At 40.2% G+C, this 17766-nt stretch carries 13 protein-coding genes, 2 tRNA genes and 3 pseudogenes; 11 read left to right on the forward strand and 7 right to left on the reverse strand.

The genetic code is table 11. The features are described 5' to 3' along the window. Window positions 1–20 precede the first annotated feature (20 nt). From AAC155_RS21780 to AAC155_RS21795, 4 genes are all read left to right on the forward strand, one after another. On the forward strand, window positions 21–2153 hold the full coding sequence (locus AAC155_RS21780; protein ID WP_113044117.1) for a hypothetical protein: 2133 nt from the start codon (window positions 21–23) through the stop codon (window positions 2151–2153). A 126-nt stretch (window positions 2154–2279) separates the two neighbouring features. Beyond that, complete coding sequence (locus AAC155_RS21785; protein WP_113044118.1) at window positions 2280–3500, forward strand: MFS transporter; 1221 nt, start codon at window positions 2280–2282, stop codon at window positions 3498–3500. An 85-nt stretch (window positions 3501–3585) separates the two neighbouring features. Next, window positions 3586–4332: an aspartate/glutamate racemase family protein gene (locus tag AAC155_RS21790; RefSeq protein WP_113044119.1), complete on the forward strand. Its 747-nt coding sequence runs from the start codon at window positions 3586–3588 to the stop codon at window positions 4330–4332. A gap of 222 nt (window positions 4333–4554) precedes the next feature. Further along, window positions 4555–4821, forward strand: a complete 267-nt coding sequence (locus tag AAC155_RS21795) for a DUF1435 family protein (RefSeq protein ID WP_112878839.1) — start codon at window positions 4555–4557, stop codon at window positions 4819–4821. Between the two features lie 52 nt (window positions 4822–4873). On the opposite strand, the gene AAC155_RS21800 is transcribed toward AAC155_RS21795, so the two are convergent. The 3 genes from AAC155_RS21800 to rsmC all read right to left on the reverse strand — a co-directional run bounded on the left by AAC155_RS21800 (window position 4874) and on the right by rsmC (window position 6394). Beyond that, window positions 4874–4960 (reverse strand) — tRNA-Leu (locus AAC155_RS21800). Between the two features lie 69 nt (window positions 4961–5029). Continuing rightward, window positions 5030–5116, reverse strand: a tRNA-Leu gene (locus AAC155_RS21805). 261 nt (window positions 5117–5377) lie between these two features. After that, the gene (rsmC, locus tag AAC155_RS21810) at window positions 5378–6394 is read right to left on the reverse strand and encodes a 16S rRNA (guanine(1207)-N(2))-methyltransferase RsmC (RefSeq protein ID WP_113044121.1); all 1017 of its coding nucleotides are present in this window, start codon (window positions 6392–6394) and stop codon (window positions 5378–5380) included. A gap of 130 nt (window positions 6395–6524) precedes the next feature. Here rsmC and AAC155_RS21815 point away from each other — a divergent pair, with 130 nt between their 5' ends. From AAC155_RS21815 to AAC155_RS21835, 5 genes and pseudogenes are all read left to right on the forward strand, one after another. After that, a complete protein-coding gene (locus tag AAC155_RS21815) occupies window positions 6525–6938 on the forward strand; it encodes a DNA polymerase III subunit psi (protein WP_113044122.1) in 414 nt (137 codons plus the stop codon). Next, window positions 6907–7353, forward strand: coding sequence for a ribosomal protein S18-alanine N-acetyltransferase (gene rimI / locus AAC155_RS21820; RefSeq protein ID WP_112896687.1), 447 nt, complete (start codon window positions 6907–6909; stop codon window positions 7351–7353). Before AAC155_RS21815 ends, rimI begins: the two co-directional genes overlap by 32 nt. A gap of 155 nt (window positions 7354–7508) precedes the next feature. Further along, window positions 7509–9098, forward strand: a complete 1590-nt coding sequence (gene prfC, locus AAC155_RS21825) for a peptide chain release factor 3 (protein ID WP_113044123.1) — start codon at window positions 7509–7511, stop codon at window positions 9096–9098. 377 nt (window positions 9099–9475) lie between these two features. Next, window positions 9476–9853, forward strand: a complete 378-nt coding sequence (locus AAC155_RS21830; RefSeq protein WP_112896688.1) for a BON domain-containing protein — start codon at window positions 9476–9478, stop codon at window positions 9851–9853. 180 nt (window positions 9854–10033) lie between these two features. After that, window positions 10034–10951: pseudogene (locus tag AAC155_RS21835) on the forward strand (patatin-like phospholipase family protein); the annotation flags it as partial. 369 nt (window positions 10952–11320) lie between these two features. Here AAC155_RS21835 and AAC155_RS21845 read toward each other — a convergent pair. The 4 genes and pseudogenes from AAC155_RS21845 to AAC155_RS21860 all read right to left on the reverse strand — a co-directional run bounded on the left by AAC155_RS21845 (window position 11321) and on the right by AAC155_RS21860 (window position 15144). Beyond that, complete coding sequence (locus AAC155_RS21845) at window positions 11321–12016, reverse strand: hypothetical protein (protein ID WP_228902026.1); 696 nt, start codon at window positions 12014–12016, stop codon at window positions 11321–11323. Between the two features lie 524 nt (window positions 12017–12540). After that, window positions 12541–13563 (reverse strand): photopexin PpxB, encoded by a 1023-nt coding sequence (gene ppxB / locus AAC155_RS21850; protein WP_113044126.1) that lies wholly within the window; start codon window positions 13561–13563, stop codon window positions 12541–12543. Between the two features lie 94 nt (window positions 13564–13657). Beyond that, window positions 13658–14084 (reverse strand): annotated as a pseudogene (locus AAC155_RS21855) (fucose-binding lectin II); the annotation flags it as partial. Between the two features lie 97 nt (window positions 14085–14181). Continuing rightward, window positions 14182–15144 (reverse strand): fucose-binding lectin II, encoded by a 963-nt coding sequence (locus AAC155_RS21860; RefSeq protein ID WP_113044128.1) that lies wholly within the window; start codon window positions 15142–15144, stop codon window positions 14182–14184. An 877-nt stretch (window positions 15145–16021) separates the two neighbouring features. Between AAC155_RS21860 and AAC155_RS21865 the strand changes: the two genes are divergently transcribed. Both AAC155_RS21865 and AAC155_RS21870 read left to right on the forward strand, forming a co-directional pair. Then, the gene (locus AAC155_RS21865) at window positions 16022–17020 is read left to right on the forward strand and encodes an Rpn family recombination-promoting nuclease/putative transposase (RefSeq protein ID WP_113044129.1); all 999 of its coding nucleotides are present in this window, start codon (window positions 16022–16024) and stop codon (window positions 17018–17020) included. Between the two features lie 129 nt (window positions 17021–17149). Then, a pseudogene (locus AAC155_RS21870) lies at window positions 17150–17422 on the forward strand (ISNCY family transposase); the annotation flags it as partial. Between the last annotated feature and the right edge of the window lie 344 nt (window positions 17423–17766).

Here is a 17766-nt window from a genome sequence, read left to right on the forward strand (position 1 = left end):
TACGTTTTTAGGAAAATAATATGAATCAATCTAATGTCAATACCGAAAAGTTAGCGGAGTTTCTTTCTGATAATCAAGAGAATGCCTTGGAAGTTATGCGGTTAGCTCAAATTTATTTGATGAATGAAGATCAAAATAGTCATGGTACGACATTTTGCAATAATATCCCTTCATGCAGTGGAAATGTTGATGGATATACTGCTATCGGTACATGGCATCCAACGAAAATTGATAATGAGGTGGTTTTTATAAGACGCGAGCAATCTGATTCCATTTTTTGGGAGAGTTCACAGCAGCAATTGACGGTGAGTAAAACTAAAGGTGTGAAAAGGGTATGTCTTATCGGCGAGTCTGCGGCGCTTGGCATGTTTTTTTCACCTTATATTACACCGGCTAAAACATTATCTCACTTACTTAATCAATATTCTGATGTTGAGTGGGAGGTTATCGATCTTGCAAGAAGTTGCATTAATGCCGGTGGTTTATTAGATACTTGTAAGGCGAGTTTACAATTACAACCGGACTATGTGATTATCCTTGCGGGTAATAACTGGTTTTCAGATGTTTTATTTGAGCATAATGCACCTTTAGAAAGGCGAAGAGATTATGCGAATGTACTCGCAAACTTAGGCCCTAATGGAATTGCGGTTGAATATAAGGAAAAATTAGAAAAGAATGCAGAAATATTGATAAATAGAATAGATGCAATATCTAAAGAAAGTCATGCTGAGTTTATTTTTGCTTTACCCGCATCAAATTACGCAGATTGGGAGCGTAAAATGCCGCTCCATTGGTTAGGTAATGGCAAAACTGCCGAGTGGTATGAATTATACCGAAAAGCATCGCAATCAATGATGAGTGGACAATATGTTGAGGCTTTGGCGTTGGGCTTGAGCATGGTCGAGATTGATGGTGGTATTGCGGCCACTTCTAACCGTATTGTGGCTAATAGTTTGATTGCATTAAATCGTGCTGAAGAAGCTAAATCGTATTTGGATGCAGAATGCAGCTATGCATTGATGCATGATCTTGTAACATCATTCCCTGGTACTCCCGCATTTGTTAAAGAGCGTATTATTCAACAAGATATTGATATTAAAGTTATCGATCTGGAATATTACTTCTCTAAGTATTTAGGTTCGAAGGTGATAGGCGGCTCGCTTTTTGTTGATTACTGTCATATGACCCCGGAAGGCTTTAAAGTTGCGATGTCTTCTATAGCAGAATGGTTAATTTGTCACGGAAAAGATAAGCCAGATGTAAACTGGGAGGTAATGGCAAAGAAGACGATTGAATTAGACGAATACTCATATAACTTAGCTGTTTCTTATTTCTACATTGCTTTATATAACAGTCATATAAATCGACCTATTGATGAAATCGCAGAAAGAGAGCGAATAGTTAAGTTATTTGGAAAAGCCGTTCAGTACTCAGAAAAAATACTGGATGTTATGGAACTTTATGTTAAAGCCAGAAGTTGTGAAAAAGGGGCTGGATTTGGCTTGAGTCGAGCAGGGCAAAAGCTACTTGAGCTTGTCAATTCTCCACTTGATTTTCCAGTGGCTCAATCGTCACCAGGTGCAGATGAACAAACTATTGACGCAATTTGTGAAATATTCGACAAGCACGGCCGTAATGGCAAGGGGTTGAAAGAATCGTATCAAAAGAGTTATATCGATCAACTTAAACATGGTGTAGATTTGACAGAACCTCAATATATTGAACGAGTTGGCTCAGTCATTAGAATGTCTAAAGATCCTGAGATAAATACACGAAGAAGCATTCCATATTTTAAATCATGGTGGCCAACATCATCATTTACTTTGATTACCAACGGTAATCATGATCTGAATATAGAGATGACGAGTAGAGTTAAGAAACATATCAAAGAGAGTAAAGTTAAGATTTCAATTAATGGTGAATTGATTAAAGAAGTAGAGCTATCATCGGAATGGTCCCATCATAAGCTAATAATTTCTAGTTCTCTCACTAAACTGGGATTCAACAAGGTTACTTTGGAATGGCCTAGATTGGCACAAGATGAAGAAAAAGAAGTGTTAAATATATCATCGCGATATAATAAAGGTTTAAAGACTGAAATATTTCCAATTTTTGGTGAATTATTCTCATTGAAAGTATCTTGCTCAGAATAACTTGGTTTTATAATGTCTGTATGATCTGCCATCCATTCAATGAATCTGAATTATAGATGTTGTTTGGTGGCAGCTTTTTGTGTTTATATTAGATAGGATTCATAATGTTCAGAGGTGAATTGATTTATGCCACCGTTAATGTTAAAGCTATTACCGATAATACTTATCATTGGAATGGTTCCATCATTTATAGAAGTTGACATCACATTGCCAGCATTTCCCCAAATGCTAAAATTTTTTTCTGCAACTGAATCGGCAGTGCAATTTACTCTAATAGTAAATTTCTTAGGGTTATGTATATTCACGCCTATTTTCGGTCCACTTTCAGAATCATATGGGCGAAGAAAAATCATTTTAATCGGCGCTACTCTGTTCTTTATTGGTAGCATAGGTTGTTCAACCGTGGTTGATCTTAATCAATTGTATTTATTTAGATTTATCCAAGGGGTAGGATGCAGTGCTATTTGGATTGTCGGGTTTATAATTTGTTCGGATACTTATAAAGATGAGGAGTCAGTACAGGTTTTTGGCATTCTCAACGCGGCAATATCAATGGCCCTCATTATAGCTCCTATTGCGGGTTCTCTTATTGTTGCACATTATAATTGGAGATTTACCTACCACTTAGTGGCTTTACTGATCTTTCTTTCCTTTATAGCTGTGCTTATCATTCCTGAAACAAATCGTAATACGATAAAGTTGAGTGTAAAGATGGTCACCAAAAGTTATTGTCAACTTATATTCAATACGCGTTTCTTAATATATGCTTTTACACCTGGGCTATTAGTATCTGCATGTATTGCATATGTATCTGTTGTGCCCTTTTTATATATAGATAAAATGGGAATGAGTTACTACATATTTGCAGTGCATCAAGCGATATTAGGAATATGTTTGTCGGTGGCTGGATTTTATTCAGGTGCTTTGAATAGAAAGATTGGATCAGCTAATTGTATCTATTTGAGTATTATAATTTGTTTGATAGGTTGTGGTTCATTAATGATATTTAGTCATATTTATCCCGAATCTGCAATACTTTTTACACTGTCGATGGCCGTTATCTGTATAGGTTCTGCTTTCCAATATAGTATGGTATTTTCTCGTTCTTTGGCGTTGTATCCTGAGTTAGTTGGTTCAGCATCATCCTTATTAACTTTTTTTCGACTTATTTTCTTCAGTTTCAGTGTCCTTATTTCAGGATGGGCATTTACTGGAAAACTATTTAATTCAGCAATTATAGTGTCATTAATAATTGCTATGGGGTTGTTATTTTCATTTTTTGTCTTAATTGATTTGCGAAATAATGTAGTTAATAGGAAAATTAACAATGAATCACATATTAGTTGATTAAATGAGCACTTATTCTGAGTGGTGAAATTATCTTACTAATAACATTGACCATTTATTGATATCTATTTTGTTGAGGTCATTTATGAGAATTAAAGTTATCATTCCACTGTTGACGTCAAAATATAATTCTGCGGTACAAGAAGAGCTGTATCCCTATATTGCACCAGACGTATCAATCACTATTATTAATTTAGAATCTGGCTCGCCTTCGATTGAGTCCCGTTATGACGAAATGTATTCAACTCCTGAGATTGTTAGCAAGATTGTTGAATCCGAAGAGGAAGGATATGATGGGGTTTTCGTGAGCTGTGTCAGTGATCCCGCTATTTCGGTTGCGAGAGAGATGGTTGATATTCCTATCGTTGGGGGGGTTGAGCCTGCCGCTCTCAGTGCTGGAATGATCTCGAAGCATTGGGGAATAATTACAATTTCCCAATCTTGCGCACGTTTGGTTAGAGATCTTGCGACATTAGCGGGTATTCATCAGCAATTGGCTTGTATTCGCAGCATTGATCAACCCATTAATGAATTGCATAAAACACCGGGACAGCTAGAAGATGTTCTCCTTACTCAAGTTAAAAAGATGATTAAAGAAGAGCAGGTAACAGCCATAGTATTAGGTTGTACCGGCATGATGGGGATGGCAAAGTACTTATCCAAAGAGATGAAGGCTGTAGGAATGCCGATTCAAATAATTGATCCTACAGCAGTTGCATTGGGTTATTTACAGATGATGATAAGAGCTGGTCTTACCCACAGTCGTTTGGAATATCCAAAGTTGGATTTAAGAGAAAGGGAGATTAGTTGCATTAAGCGGCCTTCTTCTTAATTCTGTGTAATTGTCATCCCAATATTGAGTGCTTGAGTTAGTGCTTTGTGATATTTTCGAACCACGGTTTTTCAACTCTGTAGTATGTTGAATCGTAATAGTTTGAACGGGTGTCACAAGATATTGATTTGATCTGCCAGATTAGCTATTTCAACTGACTTGTACTTCACGCTTTTTTGTATATGATATTGGTAATCATTATCATTTGACTGGGTGCAGGTTATGATCAGGATTAAAGACAGAGAGAGATCGCTTTTCTGGCAGGGTATCACCAGTTTGTGGGGAATAGGTTTATCTAGCTTAGCAGGCATGCTATTCGTCCTCGTCAATCCTGGAATTGAGCAGTTCAGAATTGGGGTAGTATTCGCGATGTTGTTGACGCTATTTATGCTGCTAAACCAAAAATCACGCCATTTTCTATTAATACCATCAGGGTTTGCTGTGTTATGTGCTTTATTGGCCGGGCTACATCGGTTTGGCTGTTTTTGACGTTTTATAGCAGAATAAATGGAGAGAAGTTCGATAAGGAAAATAGACAGATTGGTGCGAAAGGAGGGACTTGAACCCTCACGTCCGTAAGGACACTAACACCTGAAGCTAGCGCGTCTACCAATTCCGCCACCCTCGCAGGTACTGTCATTTTACTTTTTATTACCTAATTTAATATTGGCCGAATTCAATCAGCGGCTGTCTGATTTGGTGCGAAGGGGGGGACTTGAACCCCCACGTCCGTAAGAACACTAACACCTGAAGCTAGCGCGTCTACCAATTCCGCCACCCTCGCAAATTCAGACACTATCAAGCTGTTGATTGATAGCACGGAGGCGAATTCTAGAGGTTTTGTAGCAGACGTCAATCATTATTTATTATATACCCGTTATTTTTCAAGTTGCTTCTTTGTTGGCTGCACTCGCTCACCCCGGTCACATAGTTACCTATGCTTCCGGGGATTCACTCCCTTGCCGTCGCGATGCTATTATTTTGTTATCCTATTATTTTGTTATCAAAAATAGCCTGCCCTTGAATCCAGGACAGGCTGAGTCAATTAGAATTTTTTTGTTGCCTGATAAACCTTGAATTTCCCTGTTTGAGCAATGACTTCATGAGTGCCAAAAGTTTTATCCAGTAAATCAGGATAAGGCAGGAAGGCATTGGCAACAATTCGCAATTTTCCGCCAGGTTTGAGGTACTTGGGAGCTTGGCGGATCAGATCATCGGTTGCTAGTAAACTGGTTTTTAATCCTTCATGGAAAGGAGGATTAGAGATAATCCAATCAAATTTATCTTCAAGATTGGAATAAACATTACTGACAACAACATGACCTTCCAGTTTATTGGCTTTTAAGGTTGCTTTACTGGAGGCAATCGCTGCGGCATTAACATCACTAAGAGTCAGTGCTAACTCAGGGTTTTTCTTACCCAATACCGCTGCCAGAACACCCGCACCGCATGCGATGTCCAGTAAATTGCCGGAGAGAGGTTTGTCAAAGGTAGAGAGCAATAAACGGCTACCCACATCCAGTTCATCCTGGCTAAATACACCCGGTAACGTATTCACTATGACGTTTTCCACCTGATAACTGTTCCACCAGTTATCTTGTTCGAACTGCACTTCATGTTCTAACTGGCCGTAGAACAGGCTGCAACGACGGGCGCTATCGATTTTTCGAAACGTTGCCATGCCGTCCATCAGTTTGTCTACACTACGTACTCCGCTACGGTTTTCACCGACAATGAAAATGTTGATGCCTTTTGGCAAAACAGAGAACAGGCTACGTAATTGAAAGCGAGCTTCCTGCTTACTTTTAGGCCAGTAGTAGATCAGGGTGTCACAGCCCTGAGTAAATGCTTTTTCGGCTACCAGGCTAAACCAAGCATGATCACCTAGAGTGCGGATCAGTGATTGCCAGTGATGATATTGATTAGTGTGCACTCGCACACTGGCCGCATCAATTTGGGTTGCCAGTGTATCCTGAATATCACCGGCGAAGAGCAGATGATGAGAGCTAAATTGCTCACGGTGACGTAAAATAACTTCACTGGCGGGGGTTAACGCAGACATTTGTCTATAAGCTCCTTCAATGGTTCTGTGCTCAAGTATCAGATAGTGATAAATCTCAACCCAATATTGGCGCAGATCGTGGCCTCTGATAACATGTTACCGATTATTTTTTACAGCAGGTAAATAGATTATGGTAACCCGGCGCGACAGGTTATTAGCTCAATTGGGGATTACCCAATGGACCTTACGTAACCCAGCGGTTTTGCAAGGTGAATTAGCTGTTCACTTACCTGATACCACCCGTCTGCTGATTATTACCAATGACCACATTAATTTAACTAATTCATTATTAATGGATATTTTCACCGCTATGGGGTTGGATAAATCCTCTGTTTACTGCATTACAACAAATAATGTTGCGATGTTACCGGAACAGGTTAAGTGCCCATATTGGTTGTTAGGTGTGGATATTACACTATCATGGCCGGGAATTTCTTTGAGAAGCCCGGCATTAAATGATTTATATTGTGATGGACAGGCAAAACGTGCTCTCTGGCAACAGATTTTTCAACATGAACAACATTTCTCTATTAACTCCCGCTGATCTCCCGTCCGCTTTTCTGGTTGAGAAAGCCAGTCACGCGTTCCCGTGGAGTGAAAAAACATTTTTCGGTAATCAGGGGGAGCGGTATTTGAATTATAAGATAGCGATTAATGAACAATTTATTGGCTTTGCAATAACCCAATTGATATTAGATGAAGCAACCCTATTTAATATTGCTATTCATCCTGACTACCAAGGTAAAGGTTATGGTAAGGCATTATTAGCGTATTTAATATCAATTTTGCCGGGTAAAGGCGTGCATACCTTATGGCTTGAAGTCAGACAATCGAATCATTCTGCTATTAGGTTGTATGAACAATCAGGGTTTAACCAAGTCTCTGTTCGTCGGCATTACTATCCTACTGCGACAGGTAAAGAAGATGCCATCATCATGGCGTTGCCGTTGTTTTGCTAAAAGTGCTATAAAATTGATTGATTGTTTATAACACCAATTTCAGCGAAAATGAGCGCCAATTTTTCATTCACCTACGGGTTTGGCAACGGTTCCCTTTGCGGGGACGCGTCTGATGTTGAATACAAGCCCGTATATAAAGCAGAAGATGGTTATTGATGTCAAATTCCCCTTTTCAGCAGGAAGTCGCTAAACGGCGAACTTTTGCTATCATTTCTCACCCTGATGCAGGGAAAACGACGATTACTGAAAAAGTATTGCTGTTTGGGCAGGCGATTCAGAAAGCCGGTACGGTGAAAGGTCGTGGTTCAAACCAGCACGCGAAATCTGACTGGATGGAAATGGAGAAACAGCGTGGTATTTCCATTACCACTTCTGTGATGCAGTTTCCTTATCAAGATTGCCTGGTTAACCTGTTGGATACGCCAGGGCATGAAGATTTCTCCGAAGATACTTATCGTACATTGACGGCGGTTGACTGTTGCTTGATGGTCATTGATGCCGCTAAAGGGGTTGAGGAGCGGACACGTAAATTGATGGAAGTGACCCGTCTGCGCGATACCCCGATTCTAACGTTCATGAACAAGCTTGACCGCGATATCCGTGATCCGATGGAACTGATGGATGAAGTGGAAAATGAGTTAAATATCGCTTGTTGCCCGATCACCTGGCCGATTGGATGCGGTAAGTCTTTTAAAGGGGTTTATCACCTCTATCTTGATGAAACTTACCTGTATCAGACCGGAAAGGGGCACACTATTCAGGAAGTCCGCGCAATTAAGGGGCTGAATAATCCTGAATTGGATGCCGCGATTGGTGAAGATCTGGTTGAACAATTGCGTCAGGAGCTGGAATTGGTGCAGGGGGCTTCTCATGAGTTTGATCATCAGGCATTTTTGCAAGGTGAACTAACACCGGTATTTTTCGGTACTGCACTGGGTAACTTCGGCGTTAATCACATGTTGGATGGTTTGGTTAAATGGGCGCCTGCGCCGATGCCGCGTCAGACAGATGTTCGCGAAGTCTCTGCTCAGGAAGATAAATTTACCGGGTTTATCTTTAAGATTCAGGCCAATATGGACCCTAAACACCGTGACCGTGTGGCTTTCTTGCGTGTTGTGTCAGGTCAATATGAAAAAGGCATGAAGCTGCATCAGGTAAGAATTAAGAAAGATGTGGTGATTGCTGATGCGCTGACATTTATGGCGGGTGATCGCTCTCATGTGGATCATGCCTATCCGGGAGATATTATCGGCTTGCATAACCACGGGACAATTCAGATTGGTGATACCTTTACTCAGGGGGAAGATCTGAAATTTACCGGTATTCCTAACTTTGCTCCGGAATTATTCCGTCGTATTCGCTTGCGTGATCCTCTGAAACAGAAACAGCTCCTGAAAGGATTGGTTCAATTATCTGAGGAAGGTGCTGTACAGGTATTTCGTCCACTGGCAAATAACGATTTGATTGTGGGGGCCGTTGGTATTCTCCAGTTTGATGTGGTTGTTGCCCGTTTAAAAAGTGAATACAACGTTGAAGCTTTATATGAACCAGTAAACGTCTCAACAGCGCGTTGGGTTGAGTGTCATGATGCTAAGAAGCTGGAAGAGTTTAAGCGTAAGAGTGAGCAAAATCTGGCGCTCGATGGTGGTGATAATCTGACCTATATTGCCCCAACGATGGTTAACCTAAATTTGACCAGTGAACGTTATCCTGACATCAAATTCCGTAAAACACGGGAACATTAATATTTTTAAGGCTAACAACAAGTTAGCCTTTTTCTTTACAAAAATATATGTAACACAAGAATAATTTATAATTTAGTCGGGTAAGATCCGTCTTATTTTATAGCACTTTGCTTTATTTTCCTGTTACTATTTCCTCGGTCTTTGCTGTATTGATGTGCTTATTTCCCGATTTAGCCTCTCAGCTATTGGGAGTGATAACCTGTTTTTAATTCTAATGTAGATTGTGATTCTGCTTAGATTACGATTCTACTTAGGTGCAGTACATGGTGTAAAAACACATTGCGTAAAAACACCTTGTGTAAAAGCACCTTGTGTAAAAACGGTTTGAATGGCTTTATAGATTCAGAAATCTAGCCGGTAATTAAGGAAGGTATAGGATGAAGAATGTTAAATTGGCTCACTTGTTGGTGGCTGTTGCCTTGGGTACCGCTGTAGTTAGCAATAGTGTACTGGCGGAGGAGTCTTTTAAAAATAAAGCGACACAAGCACTCGACAGTGCTGGTCAGAAAATCGATGATTCAATGAAAAACATCGATGGTTATATGGGTGATAGTGCTACCACAGCGAAGATTAAAAGTGAGTTGTTGGCAGCAAAAGGGATCAACAGTAGTGATATCTCGGTAAAAACAGAGAGGAGAGTCGTTTATATTTCTGGTTTTGTGAAAAGCGAGAAACAATCCAGAGAAATTATAGAGATTATCTCTAAAGTGAAAGGGGTCAAGTCGATTCAAAACGGTCTGACCATAAAAAAATAATATATTTTGTTATGAATGGTTTTTTTCCATTCAGATAATTTTACGTTGTACTAACCGGATATGCGCCCTCACCAGGGGTACTTTTATCAAAATATTGACTACGTAGCACCATAATATAATGACGGATAATAACTTTCCAAGTTATGCTCTCTATCCGTCATTTATTTTCTTGGGGGCTGTGTGGGGACACGTATACCGATAACGTTGGGAAATATTGATCTATTATCCTATAAATATAAGTCGTCTATTAAATCTGGAAAGGTGGCACTTGTTTGTGAAGGTGGAGGGCAACGCGGCATTTTTACTGCGGGTGTGCTGGATGAATTTATGCGTGTTGAATTCAACCCATTTGATCTACTGCTTGGCACTTCGGCAGGTGCTCAGAACCTTTCAGCTTATATTTGTGGACAGCGTGGATATGCCCGGCGAGCTATCAGTCGCTATACAACTAATCCTGCCTTCTTTAACCCTTTGCGTTTTGTACGTGGTGGTCATTTAGTTGATTTAGATTGGTTTGTGCAGACCGCTTCGCAGGAATTGCCATTGGATATCCCGACAGCTTTACGCAAATTTGAGGCTGGATGTGAGTTTTATATGTGCGCATGTCGTTCAGATAATTTTGAACCTACCTATTTCCAGCCGGATGAGAATAACTGGCTGGAAGTGATTAAGGCATCAAGCGCCATTCCTGGGTTTTATCGCAATGGTGTGACTATCAATGATGTTGTTTATTATGATGGTGGTATCAGTGATGCTATTCCAGTAGAAGAGGCGTATCGGCGTGGTGCAGATACCATCGTGGTGATCCGGACGGTCCCTTCACAGCTCTATTACACGCCTGATTGGATGCAACGAATGGAACGTTGGTTGGGAGATAGCGGTCTGCAAAAGATGGTACGGATGCTACAACAACATGCGAAAAGCTACCACCGCACTCAGAAATTTATTGAAAATCCGCCTAATGATGTGCAGATTTTTGAAATTTATCCGCCTGCACCATTAACTGCCAGTGCATTAGGCAGCCGTTTGCCAGCACTTAGTCGGGATTATCACCTTGGGCGTCGTTGTGGTCGCTATTTCTTGGCGACAGTGGGTCACTTATTTGTTGGTAATAAGTTTAATCTTGGTGACTGCTCCTCATCCTATCGGGAGAGGCTTCCCACTTCAAAGGCAGCAGCTCGTGCATGACAAGTCTTACGCTGGCCTCGATGGGGTAACAACGTTGGACACTTCGCCCGTAGCTTCGGATTAAAGAAGTTATCGAACGCGGTATTCAGATTAATAATCGCCTGTTGCAGCGCGATAGAATCGTATTTTTCATCCCTCAGCCGGGCATTAAGCCCGGCGATAGAAAAGTTGAAGGCATTACTGAATTACTGAATATCGATACCATTTTTGACGAAAATTATATAGATACTTATGCCGTACTGGGCGAGCAACTGTCTTGAGCGATAACGTGAGTTGTTATTACCGCATCTTACGCCACAATGGCATGATATTGGTCAACACATCAGGGGGAGGGCAAGGATCATTCACCTTTGCCATTTTCCACAAACCGGTATGGCTTTTACGGGCAGCATTATTGGACATGAAGACTTGATATAACGAGCCTGTATCGCCGGCATGATTATGGGTATCAAGAAAACCTTTATTTCCCCATCGATTATAGAGGGAGATACTATCTCCTTCTCTAATATTTTCATTTGGTGGTGTGGTTTCACAATAAATAGCCCATTCTAATGTCGCTCTTTTGCGGATATCTGAGGTATAGACTTGATGTATTTCGGTTAATTGTTCATTTTGATCCACCACATCATAATATCGTAAATAACCGCCATCACAGTAATACAGGTTGTGAAGTAAAATAATATCATTATTGATTATTTCACTGCCGACAGATTTTCCTGTTGCTGATTCAATTCTCCAGGCGCCGCCATAAATAGCTAAAGAAGCATCTACCGTTACCACGCCATATTTTGTTCCGGGTTTATTACCGTTGCCAAATACACTGAGATACCCACCGCTCCAGTTCTTGTAGCTGTTTAATATTGTCACGGTATCGCCATATTTAAGTACATTATCCATCATTTCCTCGGAAAATATGTTATACCCGTCATCTTTCAAGTTGCCTCTTTGTTGGCTGCACTCGCTCACCCCGGTCACATAGTTATCTATGCTCCCGGGGATTCACTCCCTTGCCGTCGCGATGCATCTTGAAATCCATAGGGTATATGCCTTTCAAACAACTGATGCTTACCCTGAAATGACTTTCCCTCCGATTATGCTATTAGTGCATAACTTCTGGCGTTATTTCAGGGTTAAGTTATTGTCATGAACAGGTTATCTCGCTTTTTATCTGATCCCTTGTGGACCTAAAATAGGGTCGAATTCCTGCACTGCTGAATATTCATAGCAATGGGAGATAGGAAAAGAAAAGATCAAAAAATTAATTTTTATCGGATAGGGGACTATTTGGCGGATAGCCGACTTTGGCCTGTTATCATGTTACTTGAAGAGGTAAACCATGTTTTTTCTGTTTTTAACCATATTCATATCAGCAAAAACGGTATCATTTTACGGATATATTTGCGTGGTATACAGAAAAAAGCGGCATAATACCGCTTTAATTTATTGATAAATGTCATCTCTACTGATGTTGCCAGCGTATTGTATTTTTGCTTTTTGATTCAGGACTGTGACCAAATTAACACGACTATGCTGTCATCGTAATTATTATTGCCTCCATTGCTGGCACCGATAATGGCTGTTCCCGGTTTTTCGTCAAGGGTGTTATAGGCGTAACGGAGTTTGCAGGGTTTACCGTCGCCTATCATTTCAATGCAGACTTTGCCGGTGCTTGATGAGTAATTTTTAAAGCCCAACACACTATTGGCGCCTTGGCTGATTAATGTATCGACTAACTGATCGTCAATATACACTTTTATCGTTTGCTGATGGGTAGTATTGCCATAGGCTGATAGGCTAAGCTTTATATTATGAGGTAACTGGAAACAGTGTTTACCGGTGTTAGTGCTGCCACATACTCCACCACAGTTTCTATACTCGCTACCTAACGAATCGATATCAACCGATACGGCGGCTTGAACTTTTTTGAAAGTGACTCCGTTCCAGTAAGCTTGAATAAAGGAGGGTTCACCATCGATAACATGAGATTTTGTATTGTATTGGATGTAATAACTATCTTTGAAAAAGTAAATAGTAGAGCCGGCGGTATTCTTCCATAAAATAACAGCATCGAGATCTTCACTAAATCCTGCATATTTCCCGATAGTGCCCCACTGGTCTGAAATGGTTTTCTTATTAATCATGTGTGAACTGACGGTGTAATCGATGCAATTTCTGCCTTTGAAGAAACAGACAACATCTTGTTTTGTATCCACCCATTCTGTGGCTGCGTCGATACCATTTTCAAATCCGGTACCTTTCAATCCCGGCCATCCCTCAATAATGGGTTTTGGCCCATCAATCACCAGGGCTTTGGCTATATCGAATTTAAGGTATTGCGAGCCTTTAAAAAAATATAATGAGCCGTTTAAGTTAATCACATCATCAATATCTTTTTGAAACTCGATAGGGAGAGCAGGCCAATCGTTGCTGATAGTTTGGGGATAACCCGTGTCTGCTTTATCTTCTGAGTCGTTATATCCAATGTTTTCTGAGTTAAGAAAGAAATAGGTCTTTGAATTCATTTTTTATATCCTTAATAAATGGTTAATCTGAATGTCATTCTGATGTGTTTACTCGATTTTCTATTTTCAGATATCACAGTGATATATTTTTGTCTCATGATAATGGCCAATTCAACACTACCACACTATCATCATAATTGTCATTGGAACCATTGTTAGCGCCGAGAATGGCTGTTCCCGGTTTTGCTTCGAGTGTATTATAGGAATAACGGAGTTTGCTGAGTTTACCCTCTCCTATCATCTCGATGCAGACTTTGCCTGTACCTGATGTGTAGGTCCTAACATCCGTTATGTGACTTATTCCCTTATCGGTTAAGGTATCGACTAATCGGTCGTCGATATAGACATTGATTGTTTGTTGATGAGCATCACTATTTACGTAGGCAGTCAGGCCAAATCGAATACTTTGAGGTAGTTGAAAGCAGTGTTTACCGGTGTTATTAATCCTACATGTTCCGCCATAAAATAGCTGCATCTAAATTTGCACTAAATTTCGCGTATTCCTCGGTAATTCTCCATCTTTATTCCAGTTATAATAAAAAAGCGGCATAATACCGCTTTAATTGATTGCTAAATATTATTTTAGCTTATGGTGAAATTTACCAAAATATTTTTAACTTACACCAGAGGCCAATTTAACATTATTACGCAATCATTGTAATTATTATTGGTGGCATTTTCGGCACCGATAATTACTGTTCCCGGTTTCCCATCAAGGGTATTATCAAAATAACGCAGTTTGCTAGGTTTGCCATCTCCTTCAATTTCAATACAAACTTTTCCTGTACCTGATGTATAGGTTTTGGTCGCCATCGGATTATTTGTTCCTTTGCCGGTTAATGTGTCTACCAGAAGGTCGTCAATATAGACTTTTACCGTTTGCTGAATGTTCGTATTATTGTAAGCTGTCAGGCCAAATCGAATACTTTGAGGTAATTGGAAACAGTGTTTACCGGTGTCGCTAGTACCACATTCTCCACCACAATTTGAGGGTTTGGTAGGCGGACAAGGGTCATTGATTTTTTCCATTTTCCACTGGTCTACCTTATGTACTTTACGAGCGCTATTACCAGAAAGAGATACACCATATAACGTGTTTGGTTTGTTGGCATTACCATAACTATTAAGGAAACCTTTATTTCCCCATCGATTATGTAGGCTGATAATTGCTCCTTCTATGATATTTCCCTTTATAGAATAAGGTGTCTCGCAATAAATAATCCACTCTAATGTTTTTGGAGAATATGTATTTATATCAGATGTGACTATCGGGTGTATTTCTCCACTTGGTACCGGTTGATTTGGGCCATCATAATATCCCAAATAACCACCATCGCAGAAAGCCAGATTATGAAGCAAAATAATATCATCATTAATTATTTCACTGCCGATAGCTTTTCCTGTTCCTGATTGTATTCGCCATATTACCCCTAGATCAGAAAAGGAGGGCGCTACAGTTAATACGTTATGTTTTGCGCCCGGGATGTCATTACTTCCATGTGTACTGAGATATCCTCCTTGCCAGTTATTGTAACCATTTAATATTCTTACTGTATCGCCATATTTAAGTATATCCGCCATAATTTATCCTTAATGTTTGTGGTTTATTTTTAACAATGAGTATGACACTGAAATTACCCTGGCTTAATTATTCTGTTTCATAATTTTATGGGTTATTTCAGAATAGGTTATTAAAATCAGCGAAATGCTCAACTTTTTTGTAATCCTAAAAAAATGATTAACGCTTGATTTGGATTAATTATGAATATTAATGGTTGTTGAAGAAAGGCAGAGGATTTGTTTCTTGCTTCTGACAATGAATATATCACTAAAATTACTTTCATTTAATTTACTATATTTCTATCTTGAACTGTGGGGAAATCTCATTATACCGCTTGATTTAATAACGATAGAAAAATAAAAACTTAATTTTTATTGACACGAAGGATACAATTCTAATAAATTGATACTTTGATATAAATAACATTTATACCTAATAGATCATCTGGATGGAACTCAGTCCAATTTTTTCGATCTGAATATAAAAGATTAACGAAAATATAAATAATCGATATTTTGATAAAGGGATTATTATTGTGCGAATGCAAGTTAAAAACTCATTGAAATGAATGGCTTTCATAAAGTAGTTGTTGTAAATATAATGTTTTCTCATTTTTACTTTTCTGATATTTGATTCTTTAGGTTCTTCTATTAATGCATTCGGTAAAGATTTGCCTGAGGAAATCTGAGACAATGTTTTTTGTGACTTGGTAGAAATACTATACCTTATGGATTTCAAGATACATCGCGGCGGCAAGGGAGCGAATCCCCGGGAATATAGATAACTATGTGACCGGGGTGAGTGAGTGCAGCCAACAAAGAGGCAGCTTGAAAGATGACGGGTATATACCTTGACAATGAGTGGTAATGACTAACTGATAAGACAGAGAAACAGATTGTGGCAAAGAAAGAAAAACGGCCTCACCATGACGCGTTATTTAAGCATTTTTTAACGCAGCCCGAAACGGCCAGGGAGTTTTTATCCCTTTATCTGCCCGAAGAAATCCAGTTGTTGTGTGATTTAGCCACATTGAAACTGGAGCCCGGCAGTTTTGTGGATGAGCATTTACGTCAACTGCACAGTGATGTGCTGTACTCGGTTGAAACTGCCCGGGGACAGGGCTATATTTATTGTCTGATTGAACATCAATCCACCCCTGACCCGTTAATGGCCTGGCGGTTGATGTATTATGCCATGTTAGCCATGGCGGCTCACCTGAAAAGAGGCCATACTGAACTCCCTTTGGTGGCGCCTCTGCTGTTTTATCATGGTGAGGTTCGGCCGTATCCTTACTCAAACCGGTGGCTGGATTGTTTTACGCTCCCCGAACAGGCTGCTCGCTTATACCGTCAGGCGTTTCCGTTGGTGGACGTCAGCGTGCTCAGCGATGAAGAGATCCTGACGCATAAAGGGGTTGCCCTGATGGAACTGGTGCAAAAACACATCCGCTGCCGGGATATGCAGGAATGGCTCCTCCAATTGGTGGAGCTCTTGAATGCAGGGTATAATACAACTGAGCAGCGCAATGTGGTGTTACGCTATATTTTACTGAATGGACATACGCTGGATCTCTCACAATTTGTCCATCAACTGATTGAACAATCTCCGGAGCATGAAACGATGTTGATGACTATTGCAGAACAGCTTGAACAAAAAGGGCGCGAGCAAGGTATCAAGCAAGGTATCAAGCAAGGCATTGAGCAAGGTCGAGAAGAAGGTCGAGAAGAAGGTCGAGAAGAAGGTCGAGAAGAAGGTCGAGAAGAAGGTCGAGAAGAAGGCCGAGAAGAAGGTAAACTGGAAACGGCTCGTGCCTTATTACGGCATGGCGTGAGTTTGGACATTATTGTCACCAGTACCGGACTGAGCCGGGATAAAATTGAAATGTTAAAGCATTAAATTAATCTTCTCTTTCACAGTAAAATGCCGATATTCAAGATCGGCATTTTTGTTCTTATTCAGGATGATGGCTATACAAGGGACTTTTACGTTTTCCCGGCGAAGCTGAAACCGGTCAGACTGAAGTAACAATCTCCGGAGCATGAAACGATGTTGATGACTATTGCAGAACAGCTTGAACAAAAAGGGCGCGAGCAAGGTATCAAGCAAGGTATCAAGCAAGGCATTGAGCAAGGCCGAGAAGAAGGTCGAGAAGAAGGTCGAGAAGAAGGCCGAGAAGAAGGCCGAGAAGAAGGTAAACTGGAAACGGCTCGTGCCTTATTACGGCATGGCGTGAGTTTGGACATTATTGTCACCAGTACTGGACTGAGCCGGGATAAAATTGAAGCGTTAAAGCATTAAATTCATCTTCTCTTTCACAGTAAAATGCCGATATTCAAGATCGGCATTTTTGTTCTTATTTATAGGGAGCGAAATGACACCTTATTAAACATAAAATTATCCATCAGCACCTTCTATTATTACTGACATAAATGGGTATCTTTAACCTATTGTTTTTACCTGTTTATTCTCCCCGGCTGAATAAAATTGAGCGTCTGTAGCAATCCTTGCATGAAACCAGGGCACGAGCATACTTTGACTGCTATTCATCCAAAGAAAACTCTTGCCCGATAATCATCGCACCAACCCGCTTTTTTAAGCTTGTTCCTTTGGCTCGGTGCCCCGCAATCGCATTGTTTGACCAG

Origin of the sequence: Photorhabdus sp. HUG-39 (genome assembly GCF_963878365.1) — a bacterium.
GTDB lineage: Bacteria > Pseudomonadota > Gammaproteobacteria > Enterobacterales > Enterobacteriaceae > Photorhabdus > Photorhabdus kayaii.